Below are 18,315 nucleotides of genomic sequence, written 5' to 3'. Positions count from 1 at the left end.
GAGCCTTTCAAAGAGTTCCAGTTGCACTGTCCGTTTGACCCGCAAATACATGGTGATAGTGTTTGTCATTCGCCTCTGTCCGGAAGGACACAATGGGATGGTTTGACCGACTGTTCGGAAGGACGTCGGCGCCTGCTACCCGACTTTTTGCGAGATTTAGGCGGAAATCGCGGGCACCGACTGATCCTGATCTTCTGAAGATTGCCAAAGACCGAAGAGGGCATGTCTCGCGGAGAGCCGTGAGAGATGAATATAATCGGCTGCTGTTGGAGAAGTACGCGCACGATAAGTCTTGATGTCTAATCCGATCCAGTTGTGCCACGACGGGCAATGCTGGCGCTCGGTTAGTGTGGACAAAATTACGCGCTGACCGGGCGCGAGGACGGACACCCAGGCGGACCGGCGTTCCCGAAGTGCCCTGCGCGAGCGTCGTCATCACGCGGTACCCGTCTCGCGCGACCGTAGGCAACGTCCCCGAACGGTCCCTCTCATGAATGTCGCCTCGAAATCTCCGGAGCATTTTTTGGCAAGTCAGGCTCGTTACAGGCAAGAGTCCGCCCCATTGCTCGGTTAGGATGCGCGTCGCATCACGTTAATCGACCAGGAGCGCGAGCGGGAATGGTCCTGACCATCCCACGCTCGCACAATGCCCAGGAGACATGCCATGAAGATCGTCGTGATCGGCGGAACAGGGTTGATCGGGTCCAAGCTCGTGGCGAGGCTCAAACAGCAAGGCCACGAGGCTGTGGCAGCCTCACCGAAATCAGGCGTGAATGCCATAACCGGGGAAGGCCTCGCTGCGGCATTGGCGGGCGCGGATGTTGTCGTCGATGTCGCCAACGCGCCGTCCTGGGAGCCCGCCGCCGTGCTCGAATTCTTCGAGCGTTCGAGCAGGAATCTGGTGGCAACAGAGGCTGCTGCCGCCGTGAAGCATCACGTGGCCCTGTCAATTGTCGGGACCGACCGATCGCCCGACAACGCCTATTTTCGTGCCAAGCTCGCCCAGGAGACGATCATCAAGTCCTCCTCGGTCCCCTACTCGATCGTGCGCGCTACCCAGTTCTTCGAATTCCTCGGCGCTATTGCCGAAATGGGTGCGATCGACGGCAAGATCGTCGTTCCCTCGGCATTGTTTCAACCGATCGCTGCCGCCGACGTCGCTGCCCGCCTCGCGGAGGTCGCAACGGGCAAGCCGCTCGACGGCACGATCGACATCGCCGGTCCCGAGAAGGCTCCGTTCAACGAATTCATCGCACGCCGCCTGAAGGCATCCGGCGACACCCGTCCGGTGGTCGGAGACCCGAAGGCGCCGTATTACGGCGGTCCCATTGACGACACATCGCTGAACCCGCTCGGCGAGGCGCGGCTCGGGACGACGCCGCTCGCAACATGGCTCGCGAGCCTCTGAGACCTGCAATCACGAAAACCAACGCAGTAAAGGAGCTCCCATGCGCAGATTGCTGATCGCCACAGCGGTTTATGCCGCCTCATTGCTGACGGCCCATGCAGCCGAACCGGCGGCGTCATTGGCGAAAGTCACTGTCGTGTTCGACCAGGCACTGCCCAACGTTCCCGGCAAGAGCATGAAGGGCGTGCTGGTCGAGTATGGGCCCGGAGGCTCCTCACCCGCCCACATCCACGCCCCCTCCGCCTTCATCTATGCGACGGTCCTGGAAGGCGCGATCCGCAGCCAGGTCAATGATGGCCCCGCCAAGGTCTTTCACAAGGGAGAGAACTTCTCCGAACGGCCGGGTGATCGCCATGCCGTCAGCGCCAATGCCAGTGACACCGAGCCGGCGAAGCTGCTGGCCGTCTTCGTGGTGGACACGACCGACAAGGAGCTGACGACGCCGATCGCGAAGTAGCGTTCACCCAGGGCGCTTTCCGGTCGCCGCCATCTCTGCCGCCAGCAGCAGCGCGGCGCGGCTGGCGCCGATCGATGCGACGCCCCGTCCTGCGATGTCGTAGGCGGTGCCGTGCGCGGGCGTGCAGATCGGGAATGGAAAGCCGCCGAGCAAGGTCACGCCGCGATCGAAGCCCATCAGCTTCATCGCGATCTGGCCCTGGTCGTGATACATCGTCAGCACCGCATCGAAGGCGCCGCCCTTGGCGCGCAGAAACACAGTATCGGCGGGAAACGGCCCCTCCGCGGCGATGCCTTCGCGCTGCGCGGCCGCGACCACGGGCGCGATGATATCGATCTCCTCGCGGCCGAAATTGCCGCCGTCGCCGGCATGCGGATTGAGACCAGCAACCGCAATGCGTGGCCGCGCGAAGCCGGCCTTGCGCATGCAGGAATCGGTCAGCTCGAGCGCGCGATGGATGCGTTCGCTGGACAGTTTTGCGGCGACGTCCTTCAGCGGGATGTGGGACGTCACGCGTGCGTTCCAGAGCCGATCCAGCACATTGAATTCGCTGGCCGGAGTTTTGAGGCCGACCACCTCCGCGGAGAACGCGATCTCGTCGTCGTATTCGGCGCGGGCAAGGCGCATCGCCTGCTTGTTGAAGGGGGTGAAGCAGACGGCGTCGACACGTCCGTCGCGGCCCAGCTCAAGTGCGTGCTTGTAATTGGCCAGGGCGAACTTCCCGCCGGCAAGGGTCGCAGATTTCGGTTCGACCTGTTTGGGATCGAGATGGCCGAGATCGAGAAACAGCGCATCGCCTCGCGCCCCGCGAAGATCAACCCCCTGCTCCACTGTCGTCAGCTCCGGCCTGACGCCGGCAACGCGCGCGCCGTCGTCGAAGATGCGGCGGTCACCGATGACAACGAGCCGACTTTGGGCGCGGATGTCGTCCTGCACCGCGAGCTTCGCCGTCAGCTCCGGGCTGATGCCGGCGGGATCTCCCATTGCCAATGCAATCAGCGGCTTTGCGGTCATATGATCACCTTCTCCTGGGCGGTCGTTTCGGTTGCGGGGGATGTGGGCTTGCGCCGGATCCGCGCGAGCTGCAACACGAGCGGAAGCAGCAGAAGCGCAATGCCGGCGACGATCAGGCACGTCACCAGCTTGTTTGCAAAGAAGATACCGAGTGATCCCCTGGACATCAGCATCGACTGCCGGAACGCATCCTCGGCCTTGTCGCCGATCACGATCGCGAGCACGAGCGGCGCAAGTGGATAGAACAGCTTCTTGAAGAGATAGCCGACGATGCCGAAGCCCAGCATCATCACGACGTCAAGATAGGAGTTCGACACCGAATAGGCGCCGACGACGCAGATGATCACGATCAGCGGCGCGATCACCACGAAAGGTATCCGCATCAAGGCGGCGAAGACCGGAACGGTCAGCAGCACCAGCGCGACGGCAACGATATTGCCGACATACATCGAGGCGATCAGGCCCCAGACGAAGTCCTTCTGGTCGACGAACAGCATGGGCCCGGGATTGAGACCCCAGATCATCAGCCCGCCCATCATGACGGCCGCGGTCGCCGAGCCGGGAATACCGAGCGAGAGCATCGGCAGCAGCGCGCTGGTGCCAGCGGCATGATCGGCGGTCTCCGGCGAGATGATGCCTTCGACCTCCCCTGTGCCGAAATACCGACCGCGACGCGAGAAGCGGCGGGCGATGCCGTAACTCATGAAGGAGGCCGCGGTCGGGCCACCCGGCGTGATCCCCATCCAGCATCCGATCGCAGCGCTCCGCAGCAGCGCAATGCCATGCCGCGGCAGGCGGCCGACCGCGCGGAACACCTCGGACCAGTCGATCTTCGAGGAAACCGCGCGAGCATGAAACTCCTCTTCGACGGCAACCAGCAGCTCGCCGATACCGAACAGGCCCATCACCGCAACGACGAAGTTCACGCCCTTGACCAGTTCGTCGACCCCCATCGTGAGCCGGACGCTGCCGGACACCGTGTCGATGCCGATCGCTGCGATCGCAAAGCCGATCGCCAGCGCTACGATTGTCTTGATCGGGGCCGCGCCGCCCATGCCGACGAAGCTCGCAAAGGCCAGGAAATAGACCGCGAAATATTCAGCCGGCCCGAAGGCGAGCGCGACCTGCGCCACCCACGATGCGAGGAAGGTGATCAGGATGACGCCGATCAGCGCACCGAACGCGGCCGAGCCGAAGGCAGTGGCGAGCGCCGTGGTCGGCCGGCCGTCGCGCGCCATCGGATAGCCGTCGAAGGTGGTGGCGACCGAGGACGGCTCGCCCGGGATGTTGAACAGGATCGAGGTGACCGAGCCGCCGAACAGTGCGCCCCAATACATGCTGGAGAGCAGGATGATGGCAGACACCGGCTGCATGCCGAAGGTCAGCGGCAGCAGCAGCGAGACGCCGTTCGGCGCGCCAAGCCCCGGCAGCACGCCGACCAGAATGCCGAGCAGCACGCCAACCACCATGAGGACGAGGTGCGGCATGGTGACCGCGATGGTGAAGCCGTGCCAGAGCTCCGAGAGATTCTCCATCGGCCTCTCCGTCAGAACCCGAGCGCCGCAGCAAGCGCGCCGTGCGGCAGGCTCACCTGGAACATGCGCTCGAATACGACATAGAGCGCGAGCGCGGTCGCTGCCGCCATGGCCAGCGCGCGCGGCACGGATTGGTGCCGGGGAATCGCCAGCACCGCGAAGACATAGAGAGTCGAAGCGACGTACATGCCGGCCAGCGGGATAGCGGCGACGAAGATCGCAGCCGGCACGAACAGGCCGGCAAGCCGGCGCAACTCGATGGACGTGATGGCGATGGGGACGTTTGCCAGAGCCGCCACCGGCAGCGCGCCCCGCACCAGGTTGTAGAGACTTCCGAGCACGATGATGATGCCGGTCAGGAACGGAAACGTGCCGGCTTCCACGCCCGCGCTGGACCAGCCGATGCCGTTGTCGAGGCTCTGGACCACCACGACGACACCGAAGCTTCCGGTGAGGACAGCGGTCGCAAGTTCAAGGGCGCGGCGTGAGATCATCGGGGGCTCCGGTCGGGCTGCAAACAACGGCCAGCTATTGAGCACGTGTCCCTTCCAAGCATTCGGTGTCGTCCCGGCGAAGGCCGGGACCCATAACCCCAGGGAGGAATTTGACGAAGACTGGACGTTGAGCTCACTCCGGTACGACGATTGTGATCAATAGAGAAATCACGCGGTATGGGTCCCGGCCTTCGCCGGGACGACAGCGGAGTTTGTGGCCCGGTCCAGCCCAACGGGCCACCGCAGCTACATCGCAACCTCACTTCACCAGCCAGCCCTGCTCGCCCGCGACCTGCTTGACGTGCTCGAGGTCCTGCTTGATGAACTTGTCGAACTCGGCGCCGGTCAGGAACGTGTCGACCTGGGAGGTCTTCTCGATGTAGTCCTTCCATTCCGGCGTCGCCTGCACCTTCTTCATGAGGTCGACATAGAACGCGGCCTGGTCCGGCGTGACCTTGCCGGGCAGCCACACCGTACGCGGCTGCTCATATTGCTTGATGTCGAGCCCTTGCTCGACGCAGGTCGGGACGTCGCTCCAGCCTTCGCTTGCGGTGACCTTGGGCCCTTGCGGCAACCGTTTCGGACTGAAGACACAGAGCGGGCGCTGCGTGCCGCCGCGCCATTGCCCGAGGCTTTCGCTGGGGTTGTTGACGTGGGAATCGAGATGTCCGCCGGCGAGCTGCACGGCGGTCTCCGCGCCGCTCTTGAACGGGATATAGGTCAGCTTGACCTTGCCGGCTTTCTCGATCATCCGCGTCAGCACCTCGTCGGTGTCCTTTGACTGGGCGCCGCCCATCTTGAACTCGCCCGATGCGGCCGCCTTGAGATAATCGCCCGCCGACTTGAAGGGAGCGTCTTGCTTGACCCAGAGCAGGAACTCGTCCTGCGCCATCGCGGCGATCGGGGTGAGATCGGTGTAGTTGAAGGCGACCTTGGAGACGAGCGGCTGCTGCCAGGCGTTCGACGTCCCAAAGATCACCTTGTAGGGATCGCCGGCCGAGGCCTTGCCGTAGACGTAGCCTTCCGCACCACTGCCGCCACCCTTGTTGACAACGACGATCGGCTGCTCCGTCAGCTTGTGCTTGGTGATGATGTTCTGCACCGCGCGGGCGAGATTGTCGGTGCCGCCGCCTGGTCCGGCGGTCGCCACGAACTCGATCGGCTTTTGTGGTTGCCAGGCGGCGAGCGCCGGCATCGTGCCGGTGAGCACGGTCACGGCTGCGGAGAGCAGAAATGTTGACGTCCGACCCATGATTTCCTCCAGCTGATTTTTTGTCTTTTGTTATTTGTCTTTGGTTTTGTCGTATCCACGTCCGGTCAGGCGACGCGTTCCTCGCGTCTTCCCGAGGCCAGGACGATTGCGCCTTCTTTTGCGAGCGCTTCGATTTGCTTCTGGTCGAACCCGTGCTCGGCCAGCACCTCTCTTGTGTGCTCACCATAGACCGGTGCGCCCGACAGCACTTTGCCTGGGGTCTCCGAAAACTTCACGGGAAGCCCGATCGTCTTGACGGGACCAAGCGTGGAATGCTCGACCTCGACGACCATCTCACGCGCCAGCGTCTGCGGATCGTTCAGGGCTTCCAGCATGTCATGCACGGGGCCGCACGGCACGCCCTTCTCGTCCAATGCGGCGAGCCAATGTGCCCGCGATTTGGTGCGGAAGCGTTCGCTCAAAACCGCTTCGAGCTCCTTCAGGTTGGCCATGCGGTCGGCGCCGTTCACAAAGCGCGGATCGGCGGCGAGCTCGCTGGCGCCGAGCGCCTCCAGCATCAACAGCCAGTGCTTTTTGTTGGCGCCGCCGACCACGAGCCAGCCGTCCGAGGCCTCAAAGGCCTGATACGGCGCGTTGAGCGGATGCGCCGAGCCCATCGCGCGTGGCGCGGTGCCGGCAGCGAGCGCGATGGTCGATTGCCAATAGGTCTGCACCAGGGCGGCCTCATAAAGCGAGGTCTCGACCCATTGCCCTTCGCCGGTCTTGAGACGATGCGTAAAGGCGGCAAGGATGCCCATGCTCGCGAGCAGACCGGCGGTGATGTCCGACAGCGGCGGGCCGCATTTGACGGGCGGACCGTCGGGACGCTCGCCGGTAAAGCTCATGATGCCGCTCATGGCCTGCGCGACGAGGTCAAAACCGCGACGATGCTTGTAGGGGCCGGTGCGGCCAAACCCCGACAGCGAGCAGTAGATCAGCGCCGGGAATTCGGCGTGCAGCGCCTCATAGCCGAAGCCGAGGCGCTCCATGGCGCCGGGCGCGAAATTCTCGACCAGCACGTCGGCACCCGCGATCAGGCGACGCAGCACCTCTTTGCCGCCTTCGGTCTTCAGGTCCAGCACGATGCCGCGCTTGTTGCGGTTCATCATCAGGAAGGACGCCGCCTCGTCGCCGATCTTCGGGGGGACCGAATGGCGGGTGTCGTCGCCGTTCGGCGACTTCTCGATCTTGATGACGTCGGCGCCCATGTCGGCGAGCATCAAGGTGCAGGTCGGCCCGGCCATGACATGGGTGAGATCGATGACCTTGAGGCCGGCGAGCGGCCCGGAACGGCGGGAGGTGGATTGCGATCGATCGCTTTGCATCGGGGCGTCCTATTGGCCGCGCCATTGCGGCGCGCGCTTGTTGAGGAAAGCATCGAGCCCTTCGCGAAAATCCTGACTCGTGTAGCACATCAGAATGAGGTCCTCGCCCTCGTCCCGCGTCAGCCGCCTTTGCAGGCGGCCCACGGCCTGCTTGGTCGCATTCAGCGTCAGCGGCGCATGGCTGGCAACGAGGCGGGCCACCTCCTCAGTGCGCCAGTCGAGGGCCTGGAGATCCTCGACGACCTCGCCGAGCAGCCCCACGCTTACGGCCTCCGCGGCATCGACGAGGCGCGCGGTGAAGATGAGATCCTTGACGCGGGCAGCGCCGATGAGCGCGGTGAGACGGCTGACATTGGACATCGACAGGCAGTTGCCGAGCGTGCGGGCGATGGGAAACCCGATTTTCGCGCTTTTCGTGCCGATGCGCAGGTCGCAGGAAGCGGCAATGCCCGCCCCGCCTCCGGTGCAGAATCCGTTGATCGCCGCGATCGTCGGCACCCGGCACTGTTCGAGCGTGGTCAGCACGCGATCGATCCGGTTCTCGTAATCGATCGCGTCCTGCGGCGTCCTGAATTCGCGGAACTGGTTGATGTCGGTGCCCGAGGCGAACGCCTTGTCGCCGGCCCCGCGCAGCACCAACACCTTGATGGCGTGGTCGCGGTTGGCTTCCTCGCAGATCGCCGCGAGCCGCTCGTACATGGCGAAGGTGAAGGCGTTACGGGCCTGCGGGCGGTTGAAGGTGATCCGCCCGATGCCGTCCTTGCATTCAAAAAGGAGGTCTTCTGCCTCGACTTGCAGGTCCATTTCCTCGGCATCCTCCTGTTTTTTACATTTTTGAATGCAAAATATGAGATTTTCAAGCTGGAACTTGAAAATATCCGCTTATAAGTTCATTTTTGAATGCAAACTGAGTTCAGACCCATGCTTCATGAAGACGTCGTCGGACGCATCCGCGCCATCCTGCTTGACGGCGAAATCCCGCCGGGCGCCCGAATTCCCGAGCGTGAGCTGTGCGAGCGGCTCGAGATTTCGCGCACGCCGCTGCGCGAAGCGCTCAAGGTGCTGGCTGCGGAAGGTCTCGTGCAGCTGCTGCCGCATCGCGGCTCACGCGCGGCAAAACTGACTGACAAGGACATGCGCGACCTGTTCGAGGTCTGCCAGGGCCTGGAGGCCCTCGCCGGCGAGCTCGCTTGCGAGCGCATCACGGACGCCGCGATCGACGCGATCGCGGCCGCGCATGCGGAGATGGTGCAACATTATAGCGAGGGCGACCTGATCCAGTATTATCGCGGCAACCGCGCCATTCACGAAGCCATCGTCAACGCAGCCGGAAATCCCGTGCTCGCGGGGTTGTACACTTCCGTGACCGCACGCATCCGGCGGGCGCGCTACGTGACGCCGATGACGCCGCAGCGCTGGGCGCTCGCCGTCATGGAGCATGAGGCAATCTTGAACGCGCTTCAGCGGCGCGACGGCGCCGGCCTCTCGCATATCCTGCGCGCGCATCTCCGGCACAAGCGCGAAGAGGTGCTGCAGGCGGGCTTTGCCGAGACGGAAGGGAACGACCTCACGCTGAGAATTGCGTAAGGCGCAATTTGTGTCGCCTTGGCTGGCGGAGAGCGTGTCCACGCGTGGCTTTCCCGCACCCCAGCTCGTTCCCGCTCCGCGTGAATCTGCGCACTAATTCCACTTGCTAGCTTGTCGCGGCCGGCGCAGCATACTTTTCTGCCGACCTGCGGCCGCGTGGCCGATCGGGCCGGTCCCAACGCGCGAACAATTGCGCAAGAGAAAAGACAAAGCGGAGGAAACGCATGACAATTGATGTCTCTCGTCGGTCCCTGCTCGCACTTGGGGCGGGCCTTGGTGCTAGCCTTGGCGCCAGTGCCATGCTCGGCAGCAGCGCGTTGGCGCGGGCTCCCAAGCTCGGCACCCAGACGCCCTACTGGCACCGCTTCGTTCTCGGCGATGCCGAGGTGACCGTCGTATCCGACGGACCGTTGCCGCTCGGCGATCCCTCCGGGACCTTCACCGGCGTTCCCAAGGAAGAGGTCAAGAAGATGCTGGCCGAGAATTTCCTGTCGCCGGACAATGTCGTGCTCGAGCAGAATTCGCCGATCGTCAATACCGGCGACAAGCTCATCCTGTTCGATACCGGCATGGGCTCATCGAAGATGTTTGGCGCCACCACCGGGCGACAACAGAAGAGCATGACCGAGGCCGGCATCAAGCCGGGGGACATCGACGCCGTGGTCTGCTCGCATGCCCATATCGACCATATCGGGGGCATCGTGGATGAAGGCGGCAAGCCGCTGTTTCCCAACGCGCAGATCTACATCTCCCAGACCGACTTTGACTTTTGGACCGACGAAGGCAAGCTCGGCAGCCCGGTCAAGGACTTCGTCGTCCACGCTCGCAAGAACCTGCTCCCGGTCCGCGACCGCATCGTGTTCTTCAAGGACGGCCAGGAATTTCTTCCGGGCGTGCAGGCGTTGGCGGCGCCCGGCCACACCGTCGGCCACACCATCTTCACGGTTTCGTCGGCGGGCAAATCCTTCGCCTTCCTCGGCGACCTCTCGCACCATTCGGTGCTGTTGCTGGAGCGGCCGCGGATGGAGTTCTCCTACGACACGGATCCGAAGCAGGCGGCCGAGTCGCGCGTCAAGCTCCTGACGATGCTCGCGGCAAACAAGATCCCGGTGATGTCCTATCACTTCGCCTGGCCGGGCTACGGCCACGTCGCCAAGGCGGGCGACGGCTTCCGCTACTATCCCGAACCGATGCAGATGACATTGTAGCTCGCAAGGTGGCCGACCAAGGCAGGTCGGCCCAATCGCTCGCCTCACACCAGGTCCGGACAGCGCGGCTGTCCGGACCTTTTGCTTGCAACCGGCTCCGCGTAGCTTCGCGCCGATATATCGGTAATATCGATAATAACGGCCGATATTATTCGTTTGTCAAAACCATTCTCCTGCGTAGCTTGAGGACGCGATCACCCGCAGCCGGATGGCTGCGCCCAGAAGGGCGACGCGCCAGGAGGATTTTCGATGACGACCACGCTCGATGCATCGGGGCTGCCCTCACGCTCCCTGCTGTCGTTCCTCGATCGCGAGCACACGGTTGCAAGGCCCGGTTACAGCAGGTGGATGGTGCCGCCCGCGGCGCTCTGCGTGCATCTGTGTATCGGGCAGGCGTACGCTTTCAGCGTCTTCAACCTGCCGATGACCAAGCTGATCGGCATCACTCAATCAGCCCCGGGTGACTGGAAGCTCACGGAACTCGGCTGGATCTTCTCCATCGCGATGGTCTTCCTGGGATTGTCGGCTGCAGTGTTCGGACGCTGGGTCGAGGAAGGCGGTCCGCGGCGGGCGATGTTCACCGCCGGCGTCGCCTGGGCGAGCGCCTTCCTGATCTCGGCGCTCGGCGTCCATCTCCACAGTCTCTGGATCATCTATTTTGGCTACGGCGTGATCGGAGGCTGCGCGCTCGGCATCGGCTACATTTCGCCGGTCTCGACGCTGATGAAATGGTTTCCCGATCGGCCGGGCATGGCGACCGGCATGGCGATCATGGGCTTCGGCGGCGGCGCCCTGATCGCCTCCCCCTTCTCCGTCTGGCTGATGAGTAAGTTCGCCAGCACGACCGACGTCGGCGTCTTCGGCGCCTTCATCACGCTAGGCTGCGTCTACTTCGTCTTCATGATGGTCGGCTCCGCTATCGTCCGCGTGCCGGCGCCGGGCTGGAAGCCGGAAGGCTACGTGCCGCCGGCAACCGCCACCAAGCTGATGACGAAGAACGACGTGTTCGTCTATCAGGCGATCAAGACGCCGCAGTTCTGGCTGATCTGGCTCGTGTTGTTCTGCAACACCACCGCAGGCATCGGCGTACTCGGCCAGGCTTCGGCGATGAGCCAGGAGATGTTCCCGGGACACATCACCGCGGTCGCGGCCGCCGGTCTCGTCGGGCTGATGAGTCTTTTCAACATGGGCGGACGCTTCAGCTGGGCTTCATTGTCCGACTTCGTCGGACGCAAGAACACCTATTTCGTCTACATGGTGCTCGGCTTCGCGCTTTACGTGACCGTGCCTTACGCCGGCGCAAGCGGCAATGTCGTGCTGTTCGTGCTGTGCTTCCTGATCATCGTCAGCATGTATGGCGGCGGCTTTTCCACGGTGCCGGCCTATCTGCGCGACATGTTCGGCACGCGTTATGTCGGGGCCATCCACGGCATCCTGCTCACGGCATGGTCGATGGCCGGCATCGCCGGGCCGGTGCTCATCAACTACATCCGCGAATACAACGTCACCCATGGCGTGCCGAAGGCTCAGGCCTACAACACCACCATGTACATCATGGCCGGACTGCTCGTGGTCGGCTTTCTCGCCAATCTCTGCGTCCGCGCCGTCGACAAGCGCCATCACATGACAGACGACGACAAGGTTCTCGAACCGGCGCGCGCTTGAGGCGCGGCGAGCAAAAAGGAGCAACCATGACGACGACATCGCGAAGCGAGGCATCGTTCTCCCAGCTGCTGCCGAACTGGGTCGCCTCTCGGCTGTCCCAGACCATGGCGGCGATCAAGCCGGCATATCGCGCCAGCGAGATCGCGGCGGCGGTCGCGGCCAACAACAATCCCTCGGGGGCATGATACTATGCAGAACGCTCAGACGGCGAGGACCACACCGCTGCAATTGGCGCTGGCCTGGAGCTTTGCGGGCGTCCCCCTGCTCGCAGGCGTCATCCAGACCCTGCTCAACGCCATGAAGCTGTTTCAATAGGCAAGATCCGATGCGCCCCACGGACAGGCACCCAACGCTGCTCGGCAACGCGCGGCGGTTGAGCAGCGACAGACGCGGGTAGCTTCGAACAGGCCGTCAGCGACGCTTGCGTGTGGCATGCGCCGGCGTTTCCATCATGCGGCGGGTCTGCTCGGCGGCGAGGTCGCGCATGATCGCGATCGCGCTCTGCACGTGATCATCGGGCTGGTCGACTGAGCGGACGACATAGGCCGGCATCGAGAATTTCGGCGCCCCCGCCACCAGATGCAGGCGCCGAGCCTTGAGCAGCGGCTCGACGATACGGTACGCGAAGTAGCCGGAGCCGCCATTGGCGAGCACGTGCTCAAGGCCGAGCCAGCCGATGTTTGCCGTCAGCGCGGACCCCGCGAAATTGGGAAAGACGGCGCTGTGGCGAGCATAGAATTCCGGCCCCCAGTCGACATAGACGTAACCATCCTGCGGCTCCGGATCGCTTTTGGGGTTGGTCGAGACCAGCACAAGCTGCTCCTCGATCAGCAGCTCGACCTTGAGGCCCGGGCGGCTTTGCGGCGTGTACATCACGCCGATGTCGATGCGGCCTTCGACCAGCCCCTGCATCAACTCCGGCTCCAGCGCGCTTTCCGCGCGGATGGAGATATGCGGATTGACCTCCTGCATGCGCGGCACCCAGAGCAGCAGAAATTCCTCCCACAAACCGATACGGCCGCCGACGACGAGCGCGCCGCTAAATCCCCTGGGGATTCCAACGTCGTGTCGGGCCTGCTCGACGGTGCGAACAAGTGTCGAAGCGTGACGCTGAAACTGACGGCCCGCCGCCGTCAGCGCCGCGCCGGCCTTGTTGCGAACGAACAGCGTGCAGCCGAGCAGCTCTTCGAGCGAGTGAATCCGCGTGCTGACTGTGGACTGGCTGACGTGAAGGCGCGCGGCGGCCGTGATGAAATTGCCCGTCGCGACCACGGTCAGGAATGTACGCGCGAGCTCGGTGTCCACCGCAGTCCCCACAAATCGAAATTATCGATATGAAAGGCGGTCTCTTCAGGGATGTCAAATTGGAAAGGGCGCCAGACCGGCTCGATCCCGGATCTGAGCCGTCAAACGCGCGAGCGGCCCTCGAGGTCGTGCAACAGCCTCTTGGCATCCGCACGATCGCCGCGCTCTGGTTGACCCGCGAAGAGCTGCAATTCCTGCTGCAGCAGCGTACGTGCGCGGTCCGTCTGGCCTCTGGCGGCGAGCAGGCTCGCCAGCCCTTCGGCGGCACGCAAGCCAAACCCTCGCTGGCCACGCCGGTGGGCGAGCGCCAGGGCCAGCTCGAAATTCTGCTCCGCGAGCATGGTGTCGTTGATTTGCGCATGCGAAGCAAACCGCCCTTCGATACGTAGGCACTCGACCTCGTACCAGTAATTGCCGCCCCGCCCAAAGACGTTGCGCGCCTGATCGAGGCAACGTCGGGCGTCCGCCAGCCTGTCGACGCGGAGATAGGCCTCTGCCAGCCAGCAAAGGTAGGTGGGCAGCCAATAGACGAGGTGCGCCGTCTGCAGGAAATCACGCTGCTTCTCGAGCACATCGATGCCTTCCGCGAGGCGGCCGCTTTCGAGGTCGGCCCAACCGAGAAATGTCCGGGCCACCGAGACCCAGAGCGGCAGTTCCCGTCTGATCGCTCCATCGAGCGTGCGTTGCGCGAGCGCCCGGACGGTCTGCACGTCCCGCTCCAGCGTGTGGAGCATGCATGCATGCGCGTAGGCATAACCGAGGGTATGGGCATGCGCCAATTGCTGCGCATGGCCGAGTGCCTCCTGGCCGTGCGCGACAGCCTCGCTCACTCGGCCGACCAGCCAGCAGCAAATGCACAGGTTGGACAGGCTCGTGATCTGCACGTCGGTGCCGTAGATAACGGCCGTCGCGCGGTCGGCGGCAGCATCGTAGAGCTTGGCCGCTCGATCGAGATGGACGCACGCCTGCTCGGTCTCCCCGTCGAGCAACGACGTGCCGAGCAACCGATGGCCGACCATCCGGTCGGCCCTCGTTCCCTTTTGCTCGGCGAGCGTCAGGAAGTCGCGCGCCAGCGTGCCCGCCTCCCGGACGTTGCTTGCCACGCGCAGGTAAGACCATCTGGCGTACAGCGCCGGAAAGATGCGCGGATCGTTATCGAGGGCGCGGCAGAGCTCGATCGCACGGCTGCTCACATCGGCGACCGCGTCGGCGCCAAATCCCTGGACCGCGATCGTCGGTCCGATCAGCGCGATCTGGGCGTTCAGCTCCAGATTGTCCCGTTCAAGCCCTGCTGGAAGCCTCCTGATCTCCTCCAGCGCCATGTTGAGTTCGGCAATCGCCTCCAGATTTGCCGAACGTTCTGCTGCCTGCTGGGCCGCTTTAAGCCACATCTGTGCCGCTCGGGAGGTGCGTCCGGCCTCGGACAGATGCTGCGCGAGATAGCCGGGTTCGGTGGTGGCAACCTCCGGCAGATGGAGCTCGATCTCCTCAGCCACGCGGTCGTGAAGCTCCCGCCTTTGGCGTTTGAGAAGCGAATAATAGGCGACGTCCCGGACCAGGGCATGCTTGAAGGAGTAGACCTTTTCATCGTCATCGCGCTCAAGCCCGATCAGTCCAGACGCTCGCAGTCGCTCGAGGGCGGGATCGAGGGCGTCGTGAAGCTCGCCGGCAACGGCGGCAAGAAGCCGATGCGAAAAGCTTCGGCCAATCACTGAGGCGAGCTGCGCGACCGCCTTTGCATTGCCGAGCCGTTCCAGACGCAGCATGAGGGAATCGTAGAGCGCCGACGGCACCTCTGAAGGTCCGCTCGCGCCAGCCCTTCTGACGCCGGGATCGACCTGTCCGGTCTCGAGAGCAGCCGCCGCCAGCTCTTCCACGAACAGCGGCACACCGTCCGATCGCGCGACAATCTGCTGGAGCAACTGGCTTGGCAGTTGCTTGTCGCGTACGACCGATCCTGCGAGATCGCGGCAGTGCTCGTCGTCGAGACGTTGAAGCACGATGCGCAGGATCATCGGCGACACGTTACCGATGACTGACGCCCGGCTGGTGACCACCAGCAGGTTCCGCGTGCCACCGATCTGGCCGGCAATGCGCTCGACAATCTCGATCGTCGACGGATCGGTCCAGTGAAAATCCTCGACCAGGATCAGGCTGGCCTCGCCGCGCGTCAGCGAGATCAACAGCCGCACCGCCGCATCGCGCGTCTTCCGACGCTGCTCATGCGCGTCGGGAATTGTTGTCGGACCTGACGCCGCCGGCACCGGTAAACCGAGCATCTGACCGATCAGTGTCAACTGCTCCTCGTCGCCGCCGGACGTCGCGGCCATGAAATCACGCAGACGCGCCAAGTTCACCTCGGCGTCGTCATCCCTGCCAATGCCGATGCGCTGCTCAAGCGCTCTGATGATCGGGTATAGCGGCGTGTTCTGATGCGGGCCGGAGGCCTGGATCGCCAGGATCAGGTCGTCCGGCAAAGCCGCCCTTTCGATCAGCTCCAGTGCCAGGCGCGATTTGCCGATGCCGGGCTCCCCGGTGATCTCCACCGTACGCCCCTGCCCGGTCTTCGCCAGCTCCCAGGCCTGCAGCAACTGGCCCAATTCGGTGACCCTGTCGACGAGGCGCGAGGCATTGCGATGGCGGGCGCGGTGGCCGACGCCGTCTTCCGACGTCTCGCCTGCGACGAGAAAGACCTCGACCTTCCGCGACAGGCCCTTGAGCGAACGCATGCCTAGGGGTTGCAAGGCGAATTTGCCTCGCAGCAGGCGCTTTGTCTCACCACTGATCACGAGCGAGTCGGGCTCGCCCATTTCCAGCAGCCGGAATGCGATGTTGGGTGTATCGCCGACGATCTCGGTCGCATCGTGCACGTGACCCGGCCCCGCCCTGCCGATCACCGCTACTCCCGTATGCACGCCGATCCGAACGCGAAGCGGTTCCCGGATCGCCGCGATCGCGCGCTCGCTCAACTCCCGAATTGCCCGCAACAACAGCAGACCGCAGCGTACCGCGCTCTCGGCCTCGTTTTCCGATGCGAGGGGATAACCGAACTCGGCGCGAATGCCGTCGCCGATGTAATTGACGACACTGCCGCCGGCGTTCGCGATGCACTGCGAGCTGATCGCCTGAAATTCCAACAATATCTCGCGCAAGTCCTCGGTGTCGCAGCGCTCGGAGAGGCCCGTTGAATCAACGACGTCACAGAACAAGACCGTCAGCTGACGGCGTTCGGTTGCTCTGTCGTGAGGATCGTCCATCACCCACTCCGGAATTACGACATTTCGGCGCTTTCGAGCTGTCGCCCTACCTTTTCCCGGGGGCGACAAGAGTGCGCCATTCTTCCCAAACAAGTCCACAACGCTTCCGGCGACCATCCGTCAGCCGCACTGTCTCGATCCCGCCGGGCGCAGCTTCAGCCCAGACCGGGCTTGTCGGCACGTCCACTCCCGTCCTCGGCTTCGCGCCGATCCTCACGGGCTGAGCAAATCCGCAAAGAACGGATTCAGCATGCGCCCGTGCGGATCCTGGCGTCTGACTTGCTCAGAGAACTCCGTCCATCTCGCCCCATACGCCGCCGTGACATGGTGCTTTGTGATGAACGGACTCTGGTTCAGCAGAGGAATGCCATTCCTCTTGGACGCAAACTCGTTGAACTCCTTCAAAAACCCGTCCCACGCCGGCCTGTCCGTATAGGCGTGAATGGGATCGACTGAAAAAACATCACCGTCATGCGAGTAGGACAGCAACGAATGCTCGTCCTTCCGGATGAAATAAGAACCAAGCGCCATGTTGCAGCGGAAGTCGTGCTCTTTAAAATACTTCTCGCTGAAGTCCACATAATCGCGCAGCACGTTCAGCCACTCACCGCGCGGAAATGTCCAGAATGTGAATGCATAACGCGCCGATGGCGCCGTCTCGCTGTAGTCGATCGTCTTGTCGGGATTGTACAAGGTCGCGCCGCCGACCAGGTGCAGGAACGACATCAACAGCTTGCTGCCAACGAACCAGGCGTCGAGCGACACATCCCTGAGAGGCTTGGTCGGGATGTTGCTGTCGATGAACCTGCCGACGCGGGCTTCCGTATAATTCCAGAGGGTGCGGCGGCTGGCGGCGAACAGCGATCCCAACGGTCCAACCCGGTCGGCGGGATGTCGTGTCTGAAAGTGCGCCTTTCGACCGACCGTCCAGCAGATCAGACCTCGCGACGCATCGATGATCCCATCTACTTCCTTCTCGGTCAGCTCTGCGATCGGGCGCGGCAAATAGCTGAAGTGGATCGCCTCCAGCCGCGTGATCCGAAACGTCACTTCGTAGATGACGCCGGACAAGCCGTAACTCGAGCGCATGAAGTACATCAGTTGCGGGTCTTTGTCCTGCGACGCTTCCGCCATCTCGCCGCTGGGCGTCACCCATTTGATCGCCGTGATGTACGAGCCGACCTGCCCAAACTCGCCACCATCCAGTCCGTCCTTGGTGTGGCAACAGGCGGCCGCCCCCAGCGTCATGTTCCCGATCTCGATATTGGTCAGAAACTGGAGGTTCATCGCCCGCAACGCCCGAGATGCGACAATGAACTGGAGGCCCGCTTCGGCCGTGAACGTCATGCCATGTGGGTCGATCTTGAGGATGCGGCTCATCGCGGACATGTCGATGATCGTGCCGTCCGAGGACGCGCAAGGCGTCAAGGAATGATAGCTGCCCATGGCCCGGACAGGGCTTGGGTAGCGCTCGGTATCCCTGAGGATCGATTGTATCTCCTCGACGGATCGCGGCGACACCAGTTGCGCGGGAGAGCTTGTGATCCCGCCATCATAATTGCGAACCATACTGCCCATCTGCGTCACCCCCTCGGCGGCGAAACACGCAACTTAAGATGGCTCTTCTGTCCTGCCGACGCCGGTGTCGGCCAGGTCTTCACGAGGTTGAAGCGCCTTGCCGCGCAGCTTCGCCCCGCTCGCAAATTCAGCCGGGCCGCCTGACGCAGCCTGGGCTGCATGGCATCCTATCCGAGCAAACATTCAACCGACAGGGGAAATTGTACGACGGGGCGACCGCAGCTTCCAGC

Annotated in this window: 16 protein-coding genes; 7 read left to right on the top strand and 9 right to left on the bottom strand. The window is 63.4% G+C overall.

Translation table 11 applies throughout. The features are described from left to right. Positions 1-664: 664 nt before the first annotated feature. Both IVB26_RS20110 and IVB26_RS20105 read left to right on the top strand, forming a co-directional pair. The gene (locus tag IVB26_RS20110; RefSeq protein WP_247967088.1) at positions 665-1,408 is read left to right on the top strand and encodes an SDR family oxidoreductase; all 744 of its coding nucleotides are present in this window, start codon (positions 665-667) and stop codon (positions 1,406-1,408) included. A gap of 40 nt (positions 1,409-1,448) precedes the next feature. Then, a complete protein-coding gene (locus tag IVB26_RS20105; RefSeq protein WP_247967087.1) occupies positions 1,449-1,865 on the top strand; it encodes a cupin domain-containing protein in 417 nt (138 codons plus the stop codon). 3 nt (positions 1,866-1,868) lie between these two features. Here the strand turns inward: IVB26_RS20105 and IVB26_RS20100 are convergent, their stop codons facing one another. From IVB26_RS20100 to IVB26_RS20075, 6 genes are all read right to left on the bottom strand, one after another. Then, positions 1,869-2,879, bottom strand: a complete 1,011-nt coding sequence (locus IVB26_RS20100) for a 4-hydroxythreonine-4-phosphate dehydrogenase PdxA (RefSeq protein WP_247967086.1) — start codon at positions 2,877-2,879, stop codon at positions 1,869-1,871. After that, positions 2,876-4,414 carry a tripartite tricarboxylate transporter permease gene (locus IVB26_RS20095; protein WP_247967085.1) on the bottom strand — a complete coding sequence of 513 codons (1,539 nt, stop codon included), beginning with the start codon at positions 4,412-4,414 and terminating at the stop codon, positions 2,876-2,878. The genes IVB26_RS20100 and IVB26_RS20095 overlap by 4 nt, the downstream gene beginning before the upstream one ends. An 11-nt stretch (positions 4,415-4,425) precedes the next feature. Continuing rightward, positions 4,426-4,908: a tripartite tricarboxylate transporter TctB family protein gene (locus tag IVB26_RS20090; protein ID WP_247967084.1), complete on the bottom strand. Its 483-nt coding sequence runs from the start codon at positions 4,906-4,908 to the stop codon at positions 4,426-4,428. 259 nt (positions 4,909-5,167) lie between these two features. Beyond that, the gene (locus IVB26_RS20085; RefSeq protein ID WP_247967083.1) at positions 5,168-6,160 is read right to left on the bottom strand and encodes a Bug family tripartite tricarboxylate transporter substrate binding protein; all 993 of its coding nucleotides are present in this window, start codon (positions 6,158-6,160) and stop codon (positions 5,168-5,170) included. 65 nt (positions 6,161-6,225) lie between these two features. After that, a complete protein-coding gene (locus IVB26_RS20080) occupies positions 6,226-7,485 on the bottom strand; it encodes a CaiB/BaiF CoA transferase family protein (protein WP_247967082.1) in 1,260 nt (419 codons plus the stop codon). A 9-nt stretch (positions 7,486-7,494) separates the two neighbouring features. Then, complete coding sequence (locus IVB26_RS20075) at positions 7,495-8,289, bottom strand: enoyl-CoA hydratase/isomerase family protein (RefSeq protein ID WP_247967081.1); 795 nt, start codon at positions 8,287-8,289, stop codon at positions 7,495-7,497. 117 nt (positions 8,290-8,406) lie between these two features. On the opposite strand from IVB26_RS20075, the gene IVB26_RS20070 reads away from it, so the two are divergent. The 5 genes from IVB26_RS20070 (at position 8,407) to IVB26_RS43005 (ending at position 12,260) form a co-directional block, all read left to right on the top strand. Beyond that, positions 8,407-9,072 (top strand): GntR family transcriptional regulator, encoded by a 666-nt coding sequence (locus IVB26_RS20070; protein ID WP_247967080.1) that lies wholly within the window; start codon positions 8,407-8,409, stop codon positions 9,070-9,072. A 224-nt stretch (positions 9,073-9,296) separates the two neighbouring features. After that, positions 9,297-10,280, top strand: a complete 984-nt coding sequence (locus IVB26_RS20065; RefSeq protein WP_247967079.1) for an MBL fold metallo-hydrolase — start codon at positions 9,297-9,299, stop codon at positions 10,278-10,280. A 249-nt stretch (positions 10,281-10,529) separates the two neighbouring features. Then, the gene (locus IVB26_RS20060; RefSeq protein WP_247967078.1) at positions 10,530-11,945 is read left to right on the top strand and encodes an L-lactate MFS transporter; all 1,416 of its coding nucleotides are present in this window, start codon (positions 10,530-10,532) and stop codon (positions 11,943-11,945) included. Positions 11,946-11,971: 26 nt separating this feature from the next. Further along, positions 11,972-12,130, top strand: coding sequence for a hypothetical protein (locus IVB26_RS20055; RefSeq protein ID WP_247967077.1), 159 nt, complete (start codon positions 11,972-11,974; stop codon positions 12,128-12,130). Positions 12,131-12,134: 4 nt separating this feature from the next. Continuing rightward, positions 12,135-12,260: an MFS transporter small subunit gene (locus IVB26_RS43005; protein ID WP_256468842.1), complete on the top strand. Its 126-nt coding sequence runs from the start codon at positions 12,135-12,137 to the stop codon at positions 12,258-12,260. Positions 12,261-12,356: 96 nt separating this feature from the next. Here the strand turns inward: IVB26_RS43005 and IVB26_RS20050 are convergent, their stop codons facing one another. The 3 genes from IVB26_RS20050 to IVB26_RS20040 all read right to left on the bottom strand — a co-directional run bounded on the left by IVB26_RS20050 (position 12,357) and on the right by IVB26_RS20040 (position 18,085). Beyond that, entirely contained in the window at positions 12,357-13,250 is an 894-nt protein-coding gene (locus IVB26_RS20050) for a LysR family transcriptional regulator (RefSeq protein WP_247967076.1), read from the bottom strand. A 101-nt stretch (positions 13,251-13,351) separates the two neighbouring features. Continuing rightward, positions 13,352-16,507: an ATP-binding protein gene (locus IVB26_RS20045; protein ID WP_247967075.1), complete on the bottom strand. Its 3,156-nt coding sequence runs from the start codon at positions 16,505-16,507 to the stop codon at positions 13,352-13,354. Between the two features lie 213 nt (positions 16,508-16,720). Beyond that, on the bottom strand, positions 16,721-18,085 hold the full coding sequence (locus IVB26_RS20040; protein ID WP_247967074.1) for an FAD-binding protein: 1,365 nt from the start codon (positions 18,083-18,085) through the stop codon (positions 16,721-16,723). Positions 18,086-18,315 lie beyond the last annotated feature (230 nt).

The sequence above is a fragment of the Bradyrhizobium sp. 195 genome, assembly GCF_023101665.1.
In the GTDB taxonomy this organism is placed as follows: Bacteria; Pseudomonadota; Alphaproteobacteria; order Rhizobiales; family Xanthobacteraceae; genus Bradyrhizobium.
This window is presented reverse-complemented; position numbering and strand designations above follow the sequence as displayed.